Here is a 21,287-nt window from a genome sequence, read left to right as displayed (position 1 = left end):
GCAATAAATTTGCCTGATCTGCATCAGGCATGACGATGAAGAATCGGTTCTCCGGCTTGTAACCGGCGGATATTGTCACATGCGGCTTCGAATATCCCTTGTACGGAAATATCTGTCACTCCACCTATATGCGGTGTCGCAATGATGTTTTGCTGGAAGATCGGATCGGCCGGATCCGGCGGCTCCTGCCAGAACACATCCAGCCCGGCACCGGCAAGATGCCCTCTTTTCAATGCAGCTTCGAGCGCATCTTTCTCAATTAAACCACCTCGTCCGAGATTGACCAGAAAACTTCCCGGCTTCATCTGGCTGAAGGTTTGTGAATTCAGAATATGATGGGTCTCCGGACTATCCGGCAGACTGAGCACCACAAAATCGGCTTGATGCAGTAAGGTTGGCAGTTCGTTCAGTGTACCGAGCCAGTCCAGATGATGGGCTTTGGCAAAATCAGGATCAATATGCTGTTTGATGCCGATCAGTCGCATATCAAACGCAGCCAGGCGTTTCGCCAGTGCTTTACCGATGCCGCCTAAGCCGATCAGACCGACAGTTTTGCCTTTCAGCCCGAGGCCCATGGGCCGCCCTGATTCACGTTGCTGAAAATGGCGGGGAATTCCATGTGCGTTACGCGCCAGCGCCAGCATCATGTAGATGCCTAACTCCGCGACAGAATCGGCATTACCGGAAATATCGGTCGGCACATTTGCCACGGCGATTTGATGCTGTTTGGCGGCATCAAGGTCGACACCTTCCAGACCGGCACCAATCTGTTGAATAAGCTGCAACTGGTCAGCGGTTGCCAGCAAACGGGCGTCAATTTTGGTCATGGTGGGGATGAGCACATCAAAACCTTGCAGTGACTGCGTTCCGTAACCACCTGCTGCCACAAACTCCACATCGGGCAACGCCTGACGGAATTTACCAAGGATACCGCCCCAGGCGTGTTCTTCCGCAGCAAAGAGCACTTTCATTGCTGAACCTCTTTATCTGGTTGATTTTAAGACCACTATAAAAAGAATTGCTGCAGAGTAACAGTCTCAGTGGGTGTCATTTGTGTGGTGTAGTGCTATCGGCTTTCATGTGCGGGCGAAACCGGCTTACTGTTGATGCCGGTTTGAAAGAAGGGTAAGGCCGGCAGCTCTGACGAGCGACGGCCTTGAACATACTGTCTTGCACGTACTAATGAACTAGTGCCGATTTGGCTACGCTATTTCATGTTCTCGTCACCGTGCCATACATGCCCGGCATGACATGCTTTGGCAACCTCATGACAAGGGTCATCGCAGTGGACCTGGAAGAAGTGCTTGTCGTCCTGAGTCAAGTACATCGCCATATCAGGTGTTATGCCGATAAAAGCTTCACCGGCGGTAAGGCCATTTACGTGGTAATCGGTGGCCAGATAATCGAGAACCTTTTCACGACTGTTCATACTCGCCTCCCTAAGTGGATGGATCCTCTATTTGAAGATAGCAGCAGACGACGGACTATTCCAACATTGCCCGGGGTGCATCACCTGCAAGGATTTCCGCTACCCGATTTTGCAGCAGTGGCACCAGTTCTTGCTCAAACCAGGGGTTGTGCTTGAGCCAGAGATTATTTCGCGGGCTGGGATGTGGCAGGGGAACAGTATGCGGCCAGTATTTGTGCCAAGCCTGAACGATCTCTGTCAGCGTCCCTGTTTCATCCGGAAAGTGATAGGCCATGGCGTACTGGCCGATGACCAGTGTCAGCTTGAGATTTTTCAGATGCGACAGCAATGGTGCCCGCCAGGCCAGAGCGCATTCCGGTCTCGGTGCAGATCACCGGATTTGCCGGTTCCGGGGAAGCAGAAACCCATCGGCAAGATGGCGATCTGGCTGGCGTCATAGAACACGTCGCGTGAAACACCCAGCCAGGCGCGCAGCCTGTCACCGCTGGCATCATTGAACGGAATACCTGTTTCATGCACCTTTCTTCCCGGCGCCTGTCCTGCGATCAGAATTCGTGCAGATTCGTGGATCTGCACTACCGGGCGAGGGCCGAGCGGTAAGTGCTCCGCGCAAAGCGTGCAGGCACGGACATCGGTGAGCAGCGATTCGAGAGAGGTCATGGGGGGCTAACGATCAGAGAGTTATATATGTCTAATATATCTGTTCAGAGACGCATTGCGTAATGAAGGGATAGTGGAATTTGTGCTCCCGTAGGGCGCGCCTTCCTTTTTATTGTTCAATTCTGGTGCATTTTCTTTCCTTTCCTCAGAAAAATCCTGTGTTATCAGCTTGTTTAAATCAGGCATGAAACTTGTATCTAAAATATTAAATTAGATTTGGGACACCGACGTCCGCGCTCTCTTGAAGGGCCGGGCGTTTTTTTATTCTGAGAGGCAAGGATGAGTCGTGTTCATACCAGTTGCGCTTATTGTGGAGTCGGTTGTGGCATTACGGTAGATGATGCCAAGACCTTAGCTGGCGATACGGAACACCCGGCGAATGGCGGGGCGTTGTGTGTCAAAGGCGGCAGTTTGATGGAGACGCTGGCTTTTCCAAACCGGCTGCTTTATCCGCGGCTGCACGGCCAGCAGGTGAGCTGGGATACGGCGCTGGATGAAATGGCCGCGCAGTTTGGTCGTATCATCGCTGAAACCGGGCCAGAGTCCGTTGCTTTTTATGTCTCCGGCCAGTTGCTGACCGAAGATTATTATATCGCCAACAAGCTGATGAAAGGTTTCATCGGCGCGGCCAATATTGATACCAATTCCCGTTTGTGTATGTCATCCGCCGTCATGGCACACAGCCGTGCTTTTGGTGAAGATGTGGTGCCGGGCTGTTATGACGATCTGGAAATTACCGATCTGCTGGTGATCACCGGTGCCAATACGGCTTGGACACACCCGGTAATTTTCCGTCGCATCCAACAAGCGCGGGCACGTCGTCCAGAAATGAAAATGGTGGTGATTGATCCACGCAAGACCATGACCGCGGAGCAGGCTGATCTGCATCTGGCGCTGCGGCCGGGTAGCGATGTCTGGCTGTTTAATGGCTTAAGCCGTTATCTGTTGGATCATGATCTGATCGATAACGCCTATATCGAAGAGCACGTTAACGGTTTCAGCGAGCTACATGCCCAGCTGATGACGCCGGATTATGAACTGGCGAATGTGGCGCAAAAATGCGGCTTGAGTGTCAGTGAACTGCAAACCTTCTATCGCTGGTTTGGTGAGAACGAAAAAGCAGTGACGTTGTTCTGTCAGGGGATCAATCAATCCAATCAGGGTACTGATAAAGGCAATGCGCTGATCAACACCCATCTGCTGACCGGACGGGTGGGTAAGCCGGGGGCATCACCGTTTTCGATGACCGGCCAGCCGAATGCGATGGGTGGCCGAGAAGTGGGTGGGCTGGCAACTCAGTTAGCATCACACATGACTTTCAGCGATGAAAACTGCGATCGGGTTGCCCGTTTCTGGAATGCACCTAATATTGCCCGCAAGCCGGGTTTGAAAGCGGTAGACATGTTTGAAGCGGTGCGCAGCGGTAAAATTCGCGCACTGTGGGTGGTGGCGACCAACCCGGCGGTTTCTTTACCGGATTCGGTGATGGTGCGCGAGGCCTTAGCCAAGTGTGAGTTTTTGGTGGTTTCTGAAATGACACCGAAAACTGATACGGCCCAGTTTGCCGACTTGCTGCTGCCTGCCGCAGGTTGGGGCGAACGCGGTGGTACGGTGACCAATTCTGAACGTTGTATCACTCGTCAGCGTGCCTTTACCAACGCGCCCGGTGAAGCGAAACCGGACTGGTGGGCCATGGCAGAACTAGGCAAGCGCCTCGGTTTTGCTGATGCATTTAACTACAATGATACCGTCGATATTTTCCGCGAACATGCGGCGCTATCAGGTTTTGAAAATAGCAGCCGTCAATTTGATATTTCCGCACTGGCAACGCTGACCGATGACGAATATGAACAATTCACACCGCGGCAATGGCCGTTACCGGCCGGTAAAAATGCTGCCAGCCAGCGTTTATTCGGTGATGGCTGTTTCTCTACGCCGAATGGCAAAGCTAATTTGTTGACCGTTGTGCCGCAGGAGCCGGTTCTGAAGCGTAAGGCGGAACGACAGGAAGGTAGCTGGTTGTTAAATACCGGTCGCCTGCGTGATCAATGGCACACCATGACACGTACTGGGCATCTGCCGCGTCTGATGGAAACTGAACCGCTGCCGAAAGTCTATGTCAATCAGCATACGTTACAGGCGAGCGGCTTTAGCGAAGGTGCGCTGATCCGCATCAATTCGCTGCAGGGATCGGTGATGACCTTGTTAGGCCGTGATGACGGCCTGCGTGATGGCGAAGCATTTATGCCGATGCACTGGTCGGATGATTTTTCTTCCTGTTCCGGTGTGAACCGGTTGGTAGCGCCAGTTGTGGATGCTGTGTCTGGTCAGCCACAATTCAAGCAAACCGAAGTAATGGCGGAAGCGGTCAATGTGAAATGGCATGGCCTCTGGGTCGGTCAGCATGAACCGGAATTAGAGGTAAGCTGGTGGGCGCGTCGTCCGCTGGATGCCGGTGAATGCCGTCGTCTGACCGATGAAACCCGTACTGCCGAGCAAGTCTGGTTCCAGTTAGCCCAACAGGGTCGCTGGTTACGTCTGCCACTGAAAGGCGGCTGGCTGGCCGTGAAACTGAACCAGGGACGCATCATCGGTTTATTGCTGGTTAGCACCACGCATCAGCAGGTGAATATCGATTTATTGGCCGGATTACTCGGTCTGCCGATGAATAGCACGGCGCTGTCCACCACCTTGGAACAGGCGCTGGCGGGTGATAGTCGCATGATTTGTTCCTGCTTCCGTGTCAGTGAAAAACAGATTGTCGATGCGATTGGCGAACAGGGCATCAGTGAGCTGAGCGGTTTGCAGAGTCTGCTGCGTTGTGGCACGAACTGCGGCACCTGCGTGGTGGAATTGAAGAAATTGCTGCATAAACACACCAGCAGCAATGAAGCCTGATAACGAAGCAAGAGGAGTGGGCATGATGAACGGTTTTGTTTCGTTAGTGGGCGCCGGCCCCGGAGATCCGGATCTGTTGACAGTTAAAGCATTGCGCAGCATTCAGCAGGCCGATGTCGTGGTGTATGACCGACTGGTCAGTGATGAAATTCTGGATCTGATCCCGGCTTCGGCTGCCCGTTATGACGTGGGTAAACGTTGCGGGCAACCCAGTTTGAAACAGGAAGCCATTTCAGAACTGCTGGTGACACTGGCCGGGAAACACAAACGGATTGTGCGTCTTAAAGGTGGCGATCCCTATGTGTTCGGTCGTGGTGGTGAAGAAGCGCTATTGCTGGTGGCGAACAATGTGCCATTTGAAGTAGTACCAGGGATCACGGCGGCGATTGGCTGTGCTGCCGCAACCGGTATTCCGTTGACGCATCGTGGTCTATCTCGTTCGGTCACATTGGTGACCGGGCATGTGCAAGACGGTGGTGAATTTCACGGCTGGAGTGGGTTGGTTAAAAGTGGTGGCACCCTGGTATTTTACATGGGGTTAGAGCGGGCAACGGAATTGCGCCGCGGCTTATTGCAGGCCGGTGCGCCGGCAAATTTGCCAATTGCACTGGTAGTGGCAGGAACGACACGTCAGCAGCGCGTTGAAGTGACGACACTCGCGTGTCTGGAACAAACCACTCATACTTTAAGCGGATTAACGCCCGTTTTAATGATCATGGGTGAGGTGGTTCAGTTGCGTGCTGAGTTAGGTGATATGGCGGAAACTTTGCTGCAATCGGTAGCCTAGATCTTCTATTTAGGAATCATGGATGAGTTATTCGAAGATCCTGATTTATAGCGACGATATAGCCCAGGCCAACCGCCTGGGTTTGCTATTGAGCCGCTATGGTCATGAGCCTTATTTGGTCAAACAGATCGATCCTATGCACCCGCCGGGTGATATCCATGGGGTGATGCTCGATTGCCGGCGGTTAACGGCGGAATGGCGATTAATTGCGACGACACTGGCCAGTCAGGGCTTGCCGGTGGTGTTGTTTATGGAAAACCTGCCGGAAAATCAGCAGCAACTCTTATTGGAAGCGGGCGTGACGCTGGTGCCGCACCGGGTCGAAGAAAAAGAGCCGGTAGAAGGTTGGCTGAAACAGGCGCGTCTGCAGCAAGAGGTGATGCGTAAACAGCAACTGGCGGTCGATGATCTGACGCAGCGTCTGGAAGAAAACAAACTCATCCAGCAGGCCAAAGCGCGCCTGATGAAAGTGCAGGGGCTGGATGAAGAAACTGCCTATAAAGTGATGCGTTCTACCGCGATGAAAAACAGCCAGTCGATGGCTGATCTGGCGCGCCGAATTCTCGCCACACTGGCTGACTGATCCGGTGCGGCTGCACCGTTCTGAATCATGGGAATCCATTAAATCCACTAAAAATGCATAAAAAAGCCATGTTTTGACAACTTTCAAAACTGGCACGAATGCTGAATGTATCAAATATGTTAACGGATTAGCCAACGGCGGCTGCCCAACAATTTGGTACTCAGGCAATGACGCCTCACTGGAATTAACCAGTGAGGCGTTTTTTTTGGAGCAATGGAATGATCACATTAAAACGCAATGCAGTAGCTTGGATGGTAAGTGCGGTGCTGGCTTCAACGGCGGTGCAGGCACAGACAGGTGCCCCTGAGAAAGAAGAGCTGAAATTAGGCTTTATCAAGTTAACCGACATGGCGCCACTGGCCGTCGCTTATGAGAAGGGCTATTTCGAAGATGAAGGGCTGTATGTCACGCTGGAAGCGCAGGCCAACTGGAAGGTGCTGCTCGATCGCGTGATCACCGGTGAACTGGATGGTGCGCATATGCTGGCTGGTCAGCCGCTGGGTGCTACTGCAGGCGTAGGAACAAAAGCCGATGTAGTGACTGCCTTCAGCATGGATCTGAACGGTAATGCCACCACCGTTTCCAACAAGGTGTGGGAGGCGATGAAAGCCAACGTACCAGTGGGTGCTGATGGTAAACCAGTGCATCCAATCAAGGCGGATGCGCTGAAACCGGTCGTTAAGTCTTACAAAGATCAGGGTAAGCCGTTCAACATGGGTATGGTGTTCCCGGTCTCTACTCACAACTACGAGCTGCGTTACTGGCTGGCGGCGGGTGGTTTGAACCCTGGCTTTTATGCGCCACTGAAAGGTGATAACACCGGCCAGCAACAGGCCGATGTGCTGCTGTCGGTAACGCCACCACCACAAATGCCGGCTACCTTGGAAGCAGGCACTATCCTCGGTTACAGCGTTGGTGAGCCGTGGAACCAGGCTGCGGTCTTTAAGGGAATTGGCGTGCCGGTCGTGACTGACGATGAAATCTGGCATAACAACCCAGAGAAAGTATTCGGGGTTTCCAAATCATGGGCAGAAAAATACCCGAATACGCACATTCATCTGGTGAAAGCACTGATCCGTGCCGCTTACTGGCTGGATGAAAACAACAACGCTAACCGTCAGGAAGCCGTCAATCTGCTGGCAAAACCGGAATATGTCGGCGCCGATGCCAAAGTGATTGCGAACTCCATGACCGGCACCTTTGAGTTTGAGAAAGGCGACAAACGTCCGGCTGCCGACTTCAACATCTTCTTCCGTCATAACGCGACCTACCCGTATTACTCCGATGCGATCTGGTATCTGACCCAAATGCGTCGCTGGGGACAAATCCCGGAAGCGAAACCAGACAGCTGGTATGCCGATCTGGCGAAGCAGGTTTACAAACCGGAAGTGTACCGTCAGGCCGCAGAAGAGCTGATTGCCGAAGGCAAGATGAAGGCGAGCGACTTCCCTGATTTTGCCAAAGAGACCGGCTACAAAGCGCCAGACAACAAGTTCATTGATGGCATTACCTACGATGGTCACAAACCGAACGACTATCTGAAGCAATTCCCGATTGGTTTGAAAGGCGATCAGAAACTTTAAATGTCAGGTATAGGTTGAGATTAGGGTTAAGGCTGAAGCTGAGGAGATTTAAACCATGTCAGCATTATTGAAAATCAAATGGCAAAACATGGCGTTCCCGTTGGTGGGTTTGCTGGCCTTCCTGTTCTTCTGGCAAATCGCGGCCAGTCAGGTAACGACCACGCTGGGCTCTTTACCGGGCCCGGTTGCTACCGCCCAGCAGTTTATGGGGCTGGTGGATGAACATGAGACCGAACAGGATAAAAAGTCCGCATTTTATCAGCGGCAGGAACAGCGTAATGCGGACAAGCTGAAAGCCGATCCGACGGCGAAAGTCACCATCCGCCCGTATACCGGACGGCCAACCTTCTTTGATCAGATCAAAACCAGTCTGATCACGGTAGCCACCGGCTTTCTGGTCGCGAGTCTGATCGCGATCCCGATGGGCATCATTCTGGGTCTGAATCAGTGGATGTATCAGGCGTTGAATCCGGTGATTCAGATCCTGAAACCTATCTCGCCGCTGGCCTGGCTGCCGCTGGTGACCATGGTGGTGAGTGCGGTCTATGTCAGTGACAGCCCGGTGGTGGCGAAGTCATTCATCAACTCGGCGTTCACCGTCACGCTGTGCAGCCTGTGGCCGACACTGCTGAACACCACGGTTGGTGTTGCCAATATTGATCCGGACCTGAAAAACGTCAGCCGTGTGCTGAAACTCGACCCAATCACTCATGTTCGCAAAATCATTCTGCCGTCAGCGGTGCCAATGATCTTCACCGGACTGCGTCTGTCTCTGGGGGTGGCGTGGATGGTACTGATTGCTGCCGAGATGCTGGCGCAAAATCCGGGCTTGGGCAAATTCGTGTGGGATGAATTCCAGAACGGCAGCTCGCAATCGCTGGCGCGCATCATGGTCGCGGTCGTCACCATCGGTGTCATCGGCTTCATGCTGGATCGCGGCATGCTGCAACTGCAGAAATGGTTTTCGTGGGATAAACGCAGTGAACTGCGCTGATTAATGGGGATATTGAAAATGAGCAAAACCTATCTCGATTTAAGTGCCGTGGGCATGCGTTTCAAAACCGACAAGGGCTTCTTTGAAGCATTGGTGGATGTGAACTTGAAGATTGCCAAAGGCGAGTTTATCTCTCTGATCGGTCACTCCGGTTGCGGTAAAAGTACCGTGCTGAATCTGGTCGCTGGTCTGACCGAAGCGACTTCCGGCGGCATCATTCTCGATGGTCGTGAAGTCGATGGTCCCGGCCCGGAGCGCTCGGTCGTCTTTCAAAACCACGCACTGCTGCCATGGCTGACTGTGTATCAAAACGTCGAGCTGGCGGTACGTCAGGTGATGAAAGAAGCCAGCAAAAAGGACGTAGACGAGAAAGTGCGTTACTACCTGTCGCTGGTGCAGATGGACCATGCGTTGGATAAGAAACCACATGAGATCTCCGGCGGGATGAAACAGCGCGTCGGTATCGCCCGAGCATTGTCACTGTCACCCAAAGTGTTGCTGATGGACGAACCGTTCGGTGCGCTGGATGCACTGACTCGCGCTCATCTGCAGGATTCGGTGATGGAGATCCAGGCCGAGCTGAACAACACCGTCATCATGATCACGCATGACGTCGATGAAGCCGTGCTGCTATCGGATCGCATCGTGATGATGACCAACGGTCCGGCCGCGACCATTGGCGAGATCCTGCATATTGATCTGCCGCGTCCGCGTGACCGCGTCGAGCTGGCAGATAACCCGCATTATCACCATTTACGCCAGCAGGTACTGAGCTTCCTCTATGAAAAACAGAGCAAGGTTACCCGGCTGAAAAGCAGCAAACACAACCAAAGCAGTGCCGTAGCTTAGGGAATCATTATGAATCAAGATAATAAATTTAATATGCTGTCATTTACCGGCAAAATGAAGATTCTTCATCTGAGTTGGATGGCCTTTTTTATCACCTTTGTGGTGTGGTTTAACCATGCACCGTTGCTGGGTTTGATTGCAGAATCCCTCAATATCAGCATGGCGGAAGTAAAAACGCTGCTGATCCTGAACGTGGCGTTAACTATTCCGGCCCGTATCATTATCGGGATGCTGACCGATAAATTCGGCCCGCGTCTGACCTACAGCTTTTTGCTGTTTGCAGGCAGCATTCCCTGCTTCTGGTTTGCTTTCGCGACCGATTTTGCGCAGCTGGCGATGGCTCGTTTGCTGCTTGGCTTTGTCGGTGCCGGCTTTGTTATCGGCATCCGCATGGTCAGTGAATGGTTTCCGGCCAATGAATTAGGGATCGCCGAAGGGATCTACGGCGGCTGGGGCAACTTTGGTTCCGCTGCTGCTGCGATTTTGCTGCCAACCGTTGCGTTATTCTTTGGTGGCGATGACGGCTGGCGTTATGCGGTCGCCATGTCAGGTCTGGTTTGTCTGGCGTTCAGCTTTATCTGGTATTTCAACGTGTCTGATTCACCGAAAGGTTCCACCTATTTTAAATCCAAAAAGATGGGCGGTCTGGAAGTGACCAGTAAGGGTGACTTCTTCTTCTTGCTGCTGATGAAACTGCCGATGTATATCGCGCTGGTGCTGGTGACCTGGAAATTGTCACCGCACGGTGTCGCGCTGATAACTGATTCCATGGCCTCTGGTGTGTATGCAGTTCTCGCGGCGATTCTGGTTTACGACTGTTTCTGTGTTTATAAAGTCAATAAAGAGATCTTTCATACACCCGTACCAGAAATTCAGCGTTACCAATTTAAGCAAGTTGCGGCAGTTAACATTCTCTATTTCACCACATTTGGCTCTGAGTTAGCGGTCGTTTCCATGCTGCCAATGTTTTTTGCCGATGTGTATAAGCTAGATATGGTCTATGCCGGTTTAGTCGGGTCGTTGTTTGCCATTATGAACCTGATTGCGCGGCCTTATGGTGGCTGGTTGAGTGACCATTTTGGCCGTAAAAAGACCTTGATGTTTGTCATTGCTGGGCTAGCGGCGGGTTATTGCGCGATGTCGATGATCACGAGTGCATGGCCGTTATTGCTCGCGGTGCTGGTGGTGATCACCTGTTCGTTTTGTGTGCAGGCGGGGTGTGGTGCCGTGTTTGCGGTGGTGCCACTGATTAAGCGTCGTCTGACCGGCCAAATCGCGGGTATGACCGGTGCGTATGGCAATACCGGTGGTGTGTTCTTCCTGACGGTGCTGTCGTTCGTTGATTACGCAACCTTTTTCATCGTGATTGCAGCAACTGCGATTCTTGGCATCATCGCCATCCTGTTCATGAATGAACCGCGTGGTCATATGGCTGAAATTAACGATGACGGTTCGGTAGAACTTATCAAAGTGAGTTAAGTTATCGGGATAAAAGCGGCTATTCTCATGAATAGCCGTTTCTCTTTTCAGAAATCATGGGCAAAGCAAAATGGCAAAATCCCTTCAGATCCGGGTTGGCGGGTATTCAATCGCCGGACAAAAAGCCAGCAATCAGGATGCGTTTGCCGTCAAGATCCCCGACAGTCATGAATTAGATTATAAGGGGATAGTCGCAGTTATTGCTGATGGCGTCAGCAGCTGTGAAGACTCGCATATTGCCAGCCAGACTGCCGTCACCAGCTTCATCAATGATTATCTGAGCACCTCACCAAACTGGAGTGTCAGCACCAGCGCTTCCAAAGTGATCACCAGCCTGAATCGCTGGTTATATCAAAAAAATCAGCAAAACCACGGCATCAAAGACAGCATGCTGACCACCTTCACCGCTGCTGTGATTAAATCGTCCACGCTGCATGCGTTTCATGTCGGCGACACCCGCATCTATCTTTATAGCAATCAACAACTCGAAAAACTAACCACTGATCATGTTGCAACCAGCGGCAAACGCACGCATCTGACCCGCGCACTAGGGGCTGATTCTCACCTTGAAGTTGATTATTTAAAACGTCTGCTCAGTGAAGGTGATCGCATCATTCTCACCTCCGATGGTGTGCATAGTGTGCTGACACCGGAAATGATGCGGGATGTACTTGACCGTGAACATGACCCGGAGGCACAAGCCAAGGCGTTGGTCAATCTGGCGTTGTATAAAGCCAGTGACGATAATCTCACGGCACTGATTCTCGCGGTGGATTCGCTGCCTAATGAAACACTGGATGAAACGCAGCAGCGGCTGACGCAATTGCCCATTCCGCCTGTACTGCAAGTGGGCAATAAAATCGACGGTTATGAGGTGCTGGATATTATCTTCAGCGGCACCCGCAGTCATATGTACAAAGTCAGAGACATGGAAACCGGTGCGCTGTTTGTGCTGAAAGCGCCGTCAGAATATTTCACCGAAGATCTGCTGTATCTGGATGGTTTTATCCGCGAAGAGTGGGTTGGGCTCACCATCGATCATCCCAATGTGATGAAGACCTATAAGCCGCTGCGACCGAAACAGTTTATGTATTATCTGGGTGAATACATCGTGGGTTGTGATCTCAGAACCTGGATCAACGAACACCCGGAACCGGCATTGGCCGATGTTAGAGACATCACCAAACAAGTCATTGCCGGATTACGCGCTTTTCAGCGCAACGACATGGTGCATCAGGATCTGAAACCGGAAAACATCATGCTTACCACCGAGGGCAAGGTCAAAATTCTCGATTTTGGCACTGTGCTGATCGCGGGCAGCCAAGAGAAGAATTCGCCATTGGATAAATCGATCCCGCAGGGCAGTGTGAATTACATCGCGCCGGAATACCTGATGGGGTTCACTGGCAGTATGCGTTCAGATCTGTTCTCGCTGGCCGTCATTGTCTATGAAATGCTAACGGGCAAACTGCCGTATAAAGAACGCTCACCACGTGCCGGAAAGCTTAAAAGTTATGCTGAACTGACTTACACCCCCGCAAAGTATTTTCGCCAAGATCTGCCGGTCTGGGTCGATGCTGCGCTTCAAAAAGCGCTACAGCCTGATCCGGAAAACCGCTATGAGGCATTTTCCGAGTTTTTTACTGATATATCGGCACCCAACCGGGAGCTGGAAGCCGATTTACAGCATCGGCCGATCCTGGAACAGAATCCGGTTTTATTCTGGAAGCTAACTGCGCTGATTTTGCTGCTGGGAAACTTGATTCAGCTGTTTTACCGGATTTTCCATGCTGGCTAAAATACACTTTTCGTGCGATCTGACTCACAAAAACTTCGCCATGCTGGTTGACTGATCTGGTGCAGTTGCACCGTCGTGAGTCACGAAAACTCCGTAAAATCGTTAAAAATACATCTAAATGCCATGTTTTAAGAGACTTTAAAAACTGGCATGAAAGCTGAATGTATCTAAATTGTTAACGGATTAGTCAAACGGGCTACCCAACAATTTGGTCACTCAGGCAATGACGCCTCACTGGAATTTACCAGTGGGGCGTTTTTTTTTGAGTATTACACCAACAGGGGGAACACCACTGAAACGGACCCCCTGAAACGGATCCACTGAAAATAGTGCCGTAGTTTAAGGAACATAAACATGAGCAAGCAACGTCTGTTAGTCGTCGGGAACGGCATGGTTGGTCACCATTTTGTGGAACAGCTGGTCAACGCCGGTGGTCTGGAACAATTCGAAGTCACCGTATTAGGCGCAGAGCCAGACAGTGCGTATGACCGGGTACATCTGTCCGAAGTTTTCGGCGGTCGCGCACCGAAAGAACTGCAGATGGCCGATCCGGAATGGTATGCCGAAAAAGGTGTGTCGCTGATCCTGAGCTGCAAAGCGGAATCGCTGGATCTGGCAAACAAGACAATTATTTCCGAACAGGGCGAATCTTATGTTTTTGACAAAATGGTACTGGCAACCGGTTCTTATCCGTTCGTTCCACCTATTCCTGGTCACGAGCGTAAGGGCTGCTATGTCTATCGCACACTGGCTGATCTGGATGAAATCCGTGATGCCTGTGCTGGTGGCCGCACCGGTGTGGTTGTTGGTGGCGGTCTGCTGGGTCTGGAAGCGGCTAATGCGTTGCGTCTGCTCGGGCTGGAAACGCATGTCATCGAATTCGCCCCGCGTCTGATGCCGGTGCAGCTGGATCCAGTCGCCGGGGACATGCTGAAAAACAAAATCGAAAGCCTGGGTGTAAAAGTGCATGTTGATACCGCGACCGACAAAATCGTCGATGGCGAAGGCGCGCTGCATCGCATGATGTTTAAAGACGGCACTCATCTCGAAACCGATGTCATTCTGTTCTCTGCCGGTATCCGCCCGGAAGATCGTCTGGCACGCCAAGCCGGTCTGACCGTGGGCGAACGCGGTGGTATCACCATTGATGAACAGTGTGTGACCTCGCATCCTGATGTACTGGCTATCGGTGAATGTGCGCTGTGGTCAGGTAAAATTTTTGGTCTGGTCGCGCCGGGCTACCAGATGGCACGCTCTGCGGTCAGTACCCTTCTGGGTGGTGAAACCCGCTTTAAAGGTGCCGACATGAGCACCAAGCTGAAACTGATGGGCGTTGATGTGGGCGCCATCGGTGACAGCCATGCCGCCACTGCGGGCTCACAAGAGTTACTGCTGCTGGATCGTCCATCCGGCATCTACAAAAAACTGGTCACCGATGAAACCGGCAAAATTCTGCTCGGTGCGATCCTGATTGGTGATAACAGCGATTACGATCAACTGCTGCAATTCTATCTGAACAAGATGGAACTGCCTGATCCTACACTGTCATTGCTGCTGCCGGAAGGCGGTAGCGCGAAACCGACTTCTCTGGCGCTGCCCGATACCGCGACCATCTGTTCCTGCCATAACGTCACCAAAGGCGATGTAGTGGCGGCCGTTAAAGCCGGCAATCACACCGTGGCGGATATCAAAGCTTGCACCAAGGCCGGTACCGGTTGTGGTGGTTGTTCAAACCTGCTGAAACAGGTGGTTGATCAGACGTTGACCGAAATGGGTATGGAAGCCAACAACCATGTCTGTGAACACTTTGCTTTTACCCGTCAGGAGTTGTTTCATCAGATCCGTGTTGGTGAGCTGAAAACGTTTGAACAGGTATTGAGCAAGCATGGCAAAGGTCGTGGCTGCGATATCTGCAAACCAATGATTGGTTCCATCATGGCGTCATTGTGGAACGACCATATTCTGGAAAAGCCTCATCAGCCACTGCAGGACACTAACGATGCTTTCCTCGGTAACCTGCAAAAAGATGGCACCTATTCCATCGTGCCACGTATCGCCGGTGGTGAAATCACCCCCGACAAGCTGATCGTGCTGGGGCAGGTGGCGAAGAAATACAACCTCTACACCAAAATCACTGGTGGTCAGCGTGTTGACTTGTTTGGTGCCCGTGTCGATCAACTGCCTGTGATCTGGAAGGAACTGGTTGATGCCGGTTTTGAAACCGGTCATGCCTACGGCAAATCACTGCGTACTGTGAAATCGTGTGTTGGTTCAACCTGGTGCCGTTACGGCGTCAAAGATTCTGCCGGCATGGCAGTCACACTAGAGAACCGCTACAAGGGCATCCGTGCGCCGCACAAAATCAAATTTGCCGTTTCCGGTTGCACCCGTGAATGTGCCGAAGCGCAAAGCAAAGATTTTGGCGTGATTGCCACCGAAAAAGGCTGGAACCTGTATGTCTGTGGTAACGGCGGGATGCGCCCACGCCATGCCGACCTGTTCGCCACCGATCTCAGCGATGAAGATCTGATCAAATACATCGATCGCCTGATGGTGTTCTACATCCGTACCGGCGACCGTCTGCAACGTACTTCCGTATGGATGGAAAACATGGAAGGCGGTCTGGATTACCTGAAATCGGTCATCATCGACGACAAACTCGGCATTGCGGCGGAACTGGAAGACCAGATGCTGCACCTGATTGACACCTATCAATGCGAATGGAAAACCACCATTGAAGATCCCGAAAAATTGAAACGTTTTGCGCCGTTCCTCAACAGTGACGAGGCGTATATGCCACCGCGTCAGATCGTGCGTGAGCAGGCGATCCCTAAAGCTGACGAAGAGTTAATTCTGATCAAGGAGTTGGTATGAGCTGGCAGAAAATTTGTGAATTGAACGACCTGGTTGAGCATTCCGGCCGGACAGCCCTGGTCAATGGCAAGCAGGTGGCAGTGTTTTATATTCCGAATGAAATTCCATCGGTGTATGCACTGGATAACTGGGATCCGCTGGGTGAAGCCTTCGTGCTTTCCCGCGGCATCATCGGCGATATTCAGGATGAACTCTGTGTGGCATCACCGCTGTATAAGCAGCATTTCGCACTGGCCGACGGGCGTTGCCTAGATGCACCGGGGATCGCCGTAAAAAGCTGGCCGGTAGATGTTCGCGGTGACGAAGTCTGGTTAAAAGCGGAATAAGGAAGTCGTTATGAGTTGCTGTGATGCAGGTGCAATGAGAGTTCAGGATGCATTAACGACCATGCTGGCGCAGATAGCACCAGTACAAGCGTTCATGACTGTGCCACTGGCAACCGCACAGGGGCATATCTTAGCGGAGAACGTGTTGTCTCCGCTGAATATGCCTCCGTTTGATAATTCCGCCATGGACGGTTACGCCTTCCGTTTTGCTGAATGGCAGGATGGTTGTGCGATGCCGGTTGCTGGCACCGCTTTAGCCGGACAACCCTTTAGCGGTGAGATCCCAGTTGGTGCTTGTCTGCGGATCATGACCGGTGCACAGGTGCCTGACGGGCTGGATTCGGTGATCATGCAGGAACAAACTGCGCAGACACTGGAGGGGGTGCTGTTTACTCAGCCACCCAAAGCCAAAGCGAATATCCGTTATCTGGGTGAAGAAATTCGTACCGGTGATGTGGTGTTAAAAGCAGGCTCTCGTCTGCATGCCCGCGCGTTACCGTTACTGGCGACGCTGGGGTTGCCGGAATTGAAGGTGGTACGTCGCCTGAAAGTCGCGATTTTCAGCACCGGCGATGAATTAAAAGTGCCGGGAACAGCGCTGCAAGATGGTGAAATCTACGATTCCAACCGTTACGGCATCGAAGCCATGCTGAATCGGATGGGCATCGAATGCCTGAACTACGGCATTATTCCGGATGATCCGGCGCAACTGCGGGACACTTTTATTCAGGCGGCACAGGAAGCCGACGCCATTATTACCTCCGGTGGAGTCTCAGTCGGTGAGGCGGATTACACCAAAGATCTGCTGCTGGAGTTGGGCGAAGTGGGGTTCTGGTCGGTGGCAATGAAACCGGGCAAACCGTTCGCGTTTGGCTCGATCCGCAATAAACATTTCTTTGGTTTGCCGGGGAATCCGGTATCGGCGTTTGTCACTTTTTACCAGCTGGTTCAGCCGGCGCTGCGCAAACTGGCGGGTGAAATTTCTGTCTCGCCATTACGCATTCCTGCCATTGCGGAACACCATTTCCGCAGTGCCAAAAATCGTGTCGACTTCCAACGTGGTGTGATCAGTGTGAATGCCGAAGGGCAGATCAGCGTACGTTCGACCGGTGCTCAGGGCTCCGGCATGTTTACCTCGCTGTGTGCTGCCAATTGTTTCGTCATCGTGGAAAAGGAAGTCACTGTCGGTGAAATCGTCACCATTGAATTGTTTAACGAGATCGTGAGCTGAGGTGACGAATGAAAGAACTGACTGATCAGGAACTGCTGCGTTATCACCGTCAGATCAATCTGCGTAGTGTGGATATTGATGGTCAGATGGCGTTGAAAAATGCGCGTGTGCTGGTGGTCGGTCTGGGCGGTCTTGGTTGTGCTGCCGCGCAATATCTGACCACTGCCGGTGTCGGGCAACTCACGCTGGTGGATGGCGATACCGTTGATGTGTCTAATCTGCAACGGCAGGTATTACATCATGATGCCCGGATCGGCATGAACAAGGCGGAATCCGCGCGTCAGACCTTGGCGGTTTTGAATCCAACCTGTCAGTTTGAAGTGATACCGCGTTATTTGGATGAATCCTCGGCTTTGTCACTGGTAGCTGCGCACGATCTGGTGCTCGATTGCAGTGACAATCTGGATACCCGTAATTTATTAAATCTGACCTGCTTTCATCAGCAAACCCCGTTGGTTTCTGGTGCGGCGATCCGCTTTGAAGGTCAGGTTGCCGTTTTTCGCTGGCTGCAAGACGAACCCTGCTACCACTGCTTCAGCCAGTTTTTTTCTTCTCCATCTTCCTCCAATCAAGGCCAAAGCTGCGTCGAAGCTGGCGTGCTGGCCCCGATAGTGGGGGTGGTCGGCAGTTTACAGGCGATGGAAGCGTTGAAACTGCTGACGAAGGCCGGAACACCAATGAGTAGTCAGTTGTTGGTAATTGATGGATTAAGTGGGCAGTTTAGATCAATGAAATTAAAGAAAAATAGTAGCTGTGCAGTATGTGGGGATCAGGAATTAGATACTCAAACGAGATGAATCTGTTGTCTTTACAAATGAGACAACGGATTCAAAACACAAACAACACACCGAGCTGCATCGCCTAAGTCTCTGATAAGGCCATGCAGCCGAGCAGTTGCCCTGCGAGGGTCAGTAAAGAAATGCACTGGCCTCCCGAATTTGGAAAGGTGTATATGATGTTACAAGACGGTTTTTCCCGCCGCTTTCATTACCTGCGTCTGTCAGTAACAGAAGCCTGTAATTTTCGCTGCACCTATTGTCTGCCGGACGGCTATCGCCCCGACGGACGCAAATCCTTCCTCACTGTCGACGAAATTCGACGGGTGGCGACTACCTTTGCCGAATTGGGCGTAAAGAAGATCCGCCTGACCGGCGGTGAGCCGTCGATGCGCCGTGATCTGCCGGCGATTATTGAGACGGTCGCCAATATCAGCGGCATTGATAACGTGGCGATGACCACCAACGGCTATCGTCTGAAAGATCGAGCGCAGCAGTGGTTTGATGCCGGGTTACGTTCCCTCAATGTCAGCATTGACAGCCTCGACCCACGCCAGTTCCAGCTCATTACTGGTGAAAACAAACTGGCTGAGATCTTAGCCGGGCTGGATGCCGCACAGCAGGCTGGGGTTCGCAAAATCAAAGTGAACACCGTATTGCTGAAAAACCTCAATGATCATGAGCTGTCGCAATTCCTGTTCTGGCTGAAAAATCAGCCGATCCAACTGCGTTTAATCGAACTGATGCAAACCGGCGAAATGGATGCCCGTTTTCAGAAACACCATCAGAGCGGCCTGCCGGTAAAAGCGCGTCTGTTACGCGAAGGCTGGATTCAGCAAAGCCGTGATCTGACTGATGGCCCAGCTGAAGTGTTTTCTCATCCAGATTATCAGGGGCAGATCGGTCTCATCATGCCGTACAGCAAGGATTTCTGTGCTAACTGCAATCGGCTGCGGGTTTCGTCAGTCGGCAAATTGCACCTTTGTCTGTTCGGCGAAGAAGGTGTGCCACTGCGCGATTTGCTGCAAGTCGATGAACAGAATAGTGAATTACAAAGCCGCATTTTGCAGGGCTTAACCCATAAACGTGAAACCCACTTCCTGCATGAAGGAAACAGTGGTGTGACACCACATCTGGCATCAATCGGGGGCTGATATGCACAACGTAACTGGATTAGTGCTCGCCGGCGGTCGATCCAGCCGGATGGGCACCAACAAAGCCTTACTGGAGATTAACGGCGAAACCTTGCTGCACAGAACAATGCGGTTATTGGAACAAGCGGGCTGTAGCCAGGTGCTAATCAGTGGGAACTATGATGGTTATCGCTGTGTCATTGATACCGCGCCACTCGGGCCACTTTCCGGGATCGCTGCTGGGTTGGAAGCCTGCCAGACGGAGAGATTACTGATCCTGCCGGTCGATATGCCATATATGACCAGTGCGCTGGTGCAACTATTGATGCATTTTCGCTTTGAAGGCAGTGGCGTCAGCTACGCGGATGCCCAGTTCCCACTGTTGCTGATAAATAATGAAAGCAACCGCGAGATCCTCACCGAATTGCTGTCATCCGATACGCCGCCTAACCAACGCAGCATCACGCAATTTTATCGTAACGCACATATCACCAAATTACCGGTATCACCCAAATACCGCCATTGCTTCAACAATACCAATACCCCGGAAGAGTGGTGCCAGTGCCAGCTTCTGTTAAATGGAACTTATCAAGGAATATCACTATGACGCATGCTGCTACTGAATTTGTACCACTGAATATTGCTGTATTGACCGTATCGGATACGCGTAACGAGGAGACCGACACCTCCGGTCGTTCGCTAGTCGATAATCTGCAATCTGTCGGCCATCATCTGATCGAAAAGCAGATCGTCATTGATGACAAATATGATATCCGCGCCATTCTGTCACGCTGGATCGCGGATAAAAATGTACAGGTAGTGCTGGTGACGGGCGGCACGGGTTTTACCGGTCGTGACACCACGCCTGAAGCAGTCGCTCCGCTGTTTGATAAAACCATTGAAGGTTTTGGCGAGCTGTTTCGTCAGGTTTCTTTCAATGAAATTGGCACTTCTACCATCCAGAGCCGCGCGCTGGCAGGCATGGCCAATAAGACGCTGATTTTTTGTATGCCGGGTTCGACCAACGCTTGCCGTACGGCATGGGATCACATCATCCAGTCGCAACTCGATTCTCGTCACAAGCCATGTAACTTCGTGCCCCATCTGCGTCGCTAAGGAATTATTATGCAGCTGAACCAATTAACGCATATCAACAGTAGTGGCGAAGCACACATGGTGGATGTCAGCGAAAAGGCGATCACCACCCGCACAGCACGTGCCGAGGCGATCGTTTCGATGTCCGCCGAAACACTGCGGATCGTGATGGCGGGTGATCACCACAAAGGCGATGTTTTCGCCACCGCCCGTATTGCCGGGATCATGGCGGCGAAAAAGACGTCCGATCTGATCCCGCTGTGTCATCCGTTGGCACTGAGCAAGGTGGAAGTGGAGTTAACCGCTGACACGGAGCGTAATCAGGTACGGATCGAAACACTGTGCAAACTCAACGGCAAAACCGGCGTGGAGATGGAAGCGCTGACGGCAGCCTCAGTCGCCGCGCTGACCATCTATGACATGTGCAAGGCATTACAGAAAGACATGGTGATTGAGTCAGTGCGGCTGCTGAGTAAAACCGGCGGTAAATCCGGCGATTTTCAGGTTTAGTAACCCGATCACCTAAAAGTAGGCAAGCCGGAGGAAGATATGAAAGTACTGTTTTTTGCCCAAACCCGCGAACTGGTGGGCGTTGATGGACTCACGATCGATGAACCTTATTTCACCGCACAACAGCTGAGAGATGCTCTGGCCGGTCGCGGCGATAAATGGCAACTGGCCTTACAGGATTCGGCGCTGCTGGTGGCCGTCAATCAGTGCCTGGTGCCGTGGAATACACCTTTATCCGCTGACGATGAAGTCGCCTTTTTCCCTCCGGTAACGGGAGGCTGA

The 21,287-nt window shown here is 52.1% G+C and carries 19 protein-coding genes, 1 pseudogene and 1 riboswitch; of the genes and pseudogenes, 17 read left to right on the top strand and 3 right to left on the bottom strand.

Annotation, left to right across the window (positions count from 1 at the left end):
* Window positions 1-23 precede the first annotated feature (23 nt).
* The 3 genes and pseudogenes from HNR75_RS03815 to HNR75_RS03805 all read right to left on the bottom strand — a co-directional run bounded on the left by HNR75_RS03815 (window position 24) and on the right by HNR75_RS03805 (window position 2,089).
* A complete protein-coding gene (locus tag HNR75_RS03815; RefSeq protein WP_188025694.1) occupies window positions 24-971 on the bottom strand; it encodes a 2-hydroxyacid dehydrogenase in 948 nt (315 codons plus the stop codon).
* 236 nt (window positions 972-1,207) lie between these two features.
* Window positions 1,208-1,429: a hypothetical protein gene (locus HNR75_RS03810; protein ID WP_188025693.1), complete on the bottom strand. Its 222-nt coding sequence runs from the start codon at window positions 1,427-1,429 to the stop codon at window positions 1,208-1,210.
* A 55-nt stretch (window positions 1,430-1,484) separates the two neighbouring features.
* A pseudogene (locus HNR75_RS03805) lies at window positions 1,485-2,089 on the bottom strand (uracil-DNA glycosylase family protein).
* A 279-nt stretch (window positions 2,090-2,368) separates the two neighbouring features.
* Between HNR75_RS03805 and HNR75_RS03800 the strand changes: the two are divergent.
* The 17 genes from HNR75_RS03800 to moaD all read left to right on the top strand — a co-directional run bounded on the left by HNR75_RS03800 (window position 2,369) and on the right by moaD (window position 21,287).
* Complete coding sequence (locus HNR75_RS03800; protein WP_188025692.1) at window positions 2,369-4,987, top strand: nitrate reductase; 2,619 nt, start codon at window positions 2,369-2,371, stop codon at window positions 4,985-4,987.
* A 22-nt stretch (window positions 4,988-5,009) separates the two neighbouring features.
* Window positions 5,010-5,774 (top strand): uroporphyrinogen-III C-methyltransferase, encoded by a 765-nt coding sequence (cobA, locus tag HNR75_RS03795; RefSeq protein WP_246358721.1) that lies wholly within the window; start codon window positions 5,010-5,012, stop codon window positions 5,772-5,774.
* 22 nt (window positions 5,775-5,796) lie between these two features.
* Complete coding sequence (locus HNR75_RS03790) at window positions 5,797-6,357, top strand: ANTAR domain-containing response regulator (protein WP_188025691.1); 561 nt, start codon at window positions 5,797-5,799, stop codon at window positions 6,355-6,357.
* A 218-nt stretch (window positions 6,358-6,575) separates the two neighbouring features.
* Window positions 6,576-7,940 carry a CmpA/NrtA family ABC transporter substrate-binding protein gene (locus HNR75_RS03785; RefSeq protein ID WP_188025690.1) on the top strand — a complete coding sequence of 455 codons (1,365 nt, stop codon included), beginning with the start codon at window positions 6,576-6,578 and terminating at the stop codon, window positions 7,938-7,940.
* A gap of 55 nt (window positions 7,941-7,995) precedes the next feature.
* Entirely contained in the window at window positions 7,996-8,934 is a 939-nt protein-coding gene (locus tag HNR75_RS03780; protein ID WP_188025689.1) for an ABC transporter permease, read from the top strand.
* An 18-nt stretch (window positions 8,935-8,952) separates the two neighbouring features.
* The gene (locus HNR75_RS03775; protein WP_188025688.1) at window positions 8,953-9,783 is read left to right on the top strand and encodes an ABC transporter ATP-binding protein; all 831 of its coding nucleotides are present in this window, start codon (window positions 8,953-8,955) and stop codon (window positions 9,781-9,783) included.
* A 9-nt stretch (window positions 9,784-9,792) separates the two neighbouring features.
* The gene (locus HNR75_RS03770; protein WP_188025687.1) at window positions 9,793-11,262 is read left to right on the top strand and encodes a NarK family nitrate/nitrite MFS transporter; all 1,470 of its coding nucleotides are present in this window, start codon (window positions 9,793-9,795) and stop codon (window positions 11,260-11,262) included.
* Window positions 11,263-11,332: 70 nt separating this feature from the next.
* Window positions 11,333-13,060 (top strand): bifunctional protein-serine/threonine kinase/phosphatase, encoded by a 1,728-nt coding sequence (locus tag HNR75_RS03765; RefSeq protein WP_188025686.1) that lies wholly within the window; start codon window positions 11,333-11,335, stop codon window positions 13,058-13,060.
* Window positions 13,061-13,414: 354 nt separating this feature from the next.
* Entirely contained in the window at window positions 13,415-15,934 is a 2,520-nt protein-coding gene (gene nirB / locus HNR75_RS03760) for a nitrite reductase large subunit NirB (RefSeq protein WP_188025685.1), read from the top strand.
* Entirely contained in the window at window positions 15,931-16,260 is a 330-nt protein-coding gene (gene nirD / locus HNR75_RS03755) for a nitrite reductase small subunit NirD (protein ID WP_188025684.1), read from the top strand. The genes nirB and nirD overlap by 4 nt, the downstream gene beginning before the upstream one ends.
* 10 nt (window positions 16,261-16,270) lie before the next feature.
* Complete coding sequence (gene moeA / locus HNR75_RS03750) at window positions 16,271-17,491, top strand: molybdopterin molybdotransferase MoeA (RefSeq protein ID WP_188025683.1); 1,221 nt, start codon at window positions 16,271-16,273, stop codon at window positions 17,489-17,491.
* A gap of 8 nt (window positions 17,492-17,499) precedes the next feature.
* Window positions 17,500-18,288, top strand: a complete 789-nt coding sequence (moeB, locus tag HNR75_RS03745) for a molybdopterin-synthase adenylyltransferase MoeB (RefSeq protein ID WP_188025682.1) — start codon at window positions 17,500-17,502, stop codon at window positions 18,286-18,288.
* 36 nt (window positions 18,289-18,324) lie between these two features.
* Window positions 18,325-18,456, top strand: a riboswitch (molybdenum cofactor riboswitch).
* Window positions 18,444-19,421: a GTP 3',8-cyclase MoaA gene (gene moaA / locus HNR75_RS03740; protein WP_188025681.1), complete on the top strand. Its 978-nt coding sequence runs from the start codon at window positions 18,444-18,446 to the stop codon at window positions 19,419-19,421. It overlaps the preceding riboswitch by 13 nt.
* A gap of 1 nt (window position 19,422) precedes the next feature.
* Window positions 19,423-20,007: a molybdenum cofactor guanylyltransferase gene (gene mobA, locus HNR75_RS03735; RefSeq protein WP_188025680.1), complete on the top strand. Its 585-nt coding sequence runs from the start codon at window positions 19,423-19,425 to the stop codon at window positions 20,005-20,007.
* Window positions 20,004-20,516 (top strand): molybdenum cofactor biosynthesis protein B, encoded by a 513-nt coding sequence (gene moaB, locus HNR75_RS03730; RefSeq protein WP_188025679.1) that lies wholly within the window; start codon window positions 20,004-20,006, stop codon window positions 20,514-20,516. Before mobA ends, moaB begins: the two co-directional genes overlap by 4 nt.
* A gap of 9 nt (window positions 20,517-20,525) precedes the next feature.
* Window positions 20,526-21,005, top strand: coding sequence for a cyclic pyranopterin monophosphate synthase MoaC (gene moaC, locus HNR75_RS03725; RefSeq protein WP_343043240.1), 480 nt, complete (start codon window positions 20,526-20,528; stop codon window positions 21,003-21,005).
* A 39-nt stretch (window positions 21,006-21,044) separates the two neighbouring features.
* Window positions 21,045-21,287 carry a molybdopterin synthase sulfur carrier subunit gene (moaD, locus tag HNR75_RS03720; protein ID WP_188025678.1) on the top strand — a complete coding sequence of 81 codons (243 nt, stop codon included), beginning with the start codon at window positions 21,045-21,047 and terminating at the stop codon, window positions 21,285-21,287.

Origin of the sequence: Tolumonas osonensis (assembly GCF_014202415.1) — a bacterium.
Taxonomy (GTDB): Bacteria; Pseudomonadota; Gammaproteobacteria; order Enterobacterales; family Aeromonadaceae; genus Tolumonas; species Tolumonas osonensis.
The sequence above is the reverse complement of the archived record's forward strand: the minus strand, read 5'-3'. Positions and strand labels throughout refer to the sequence as shown.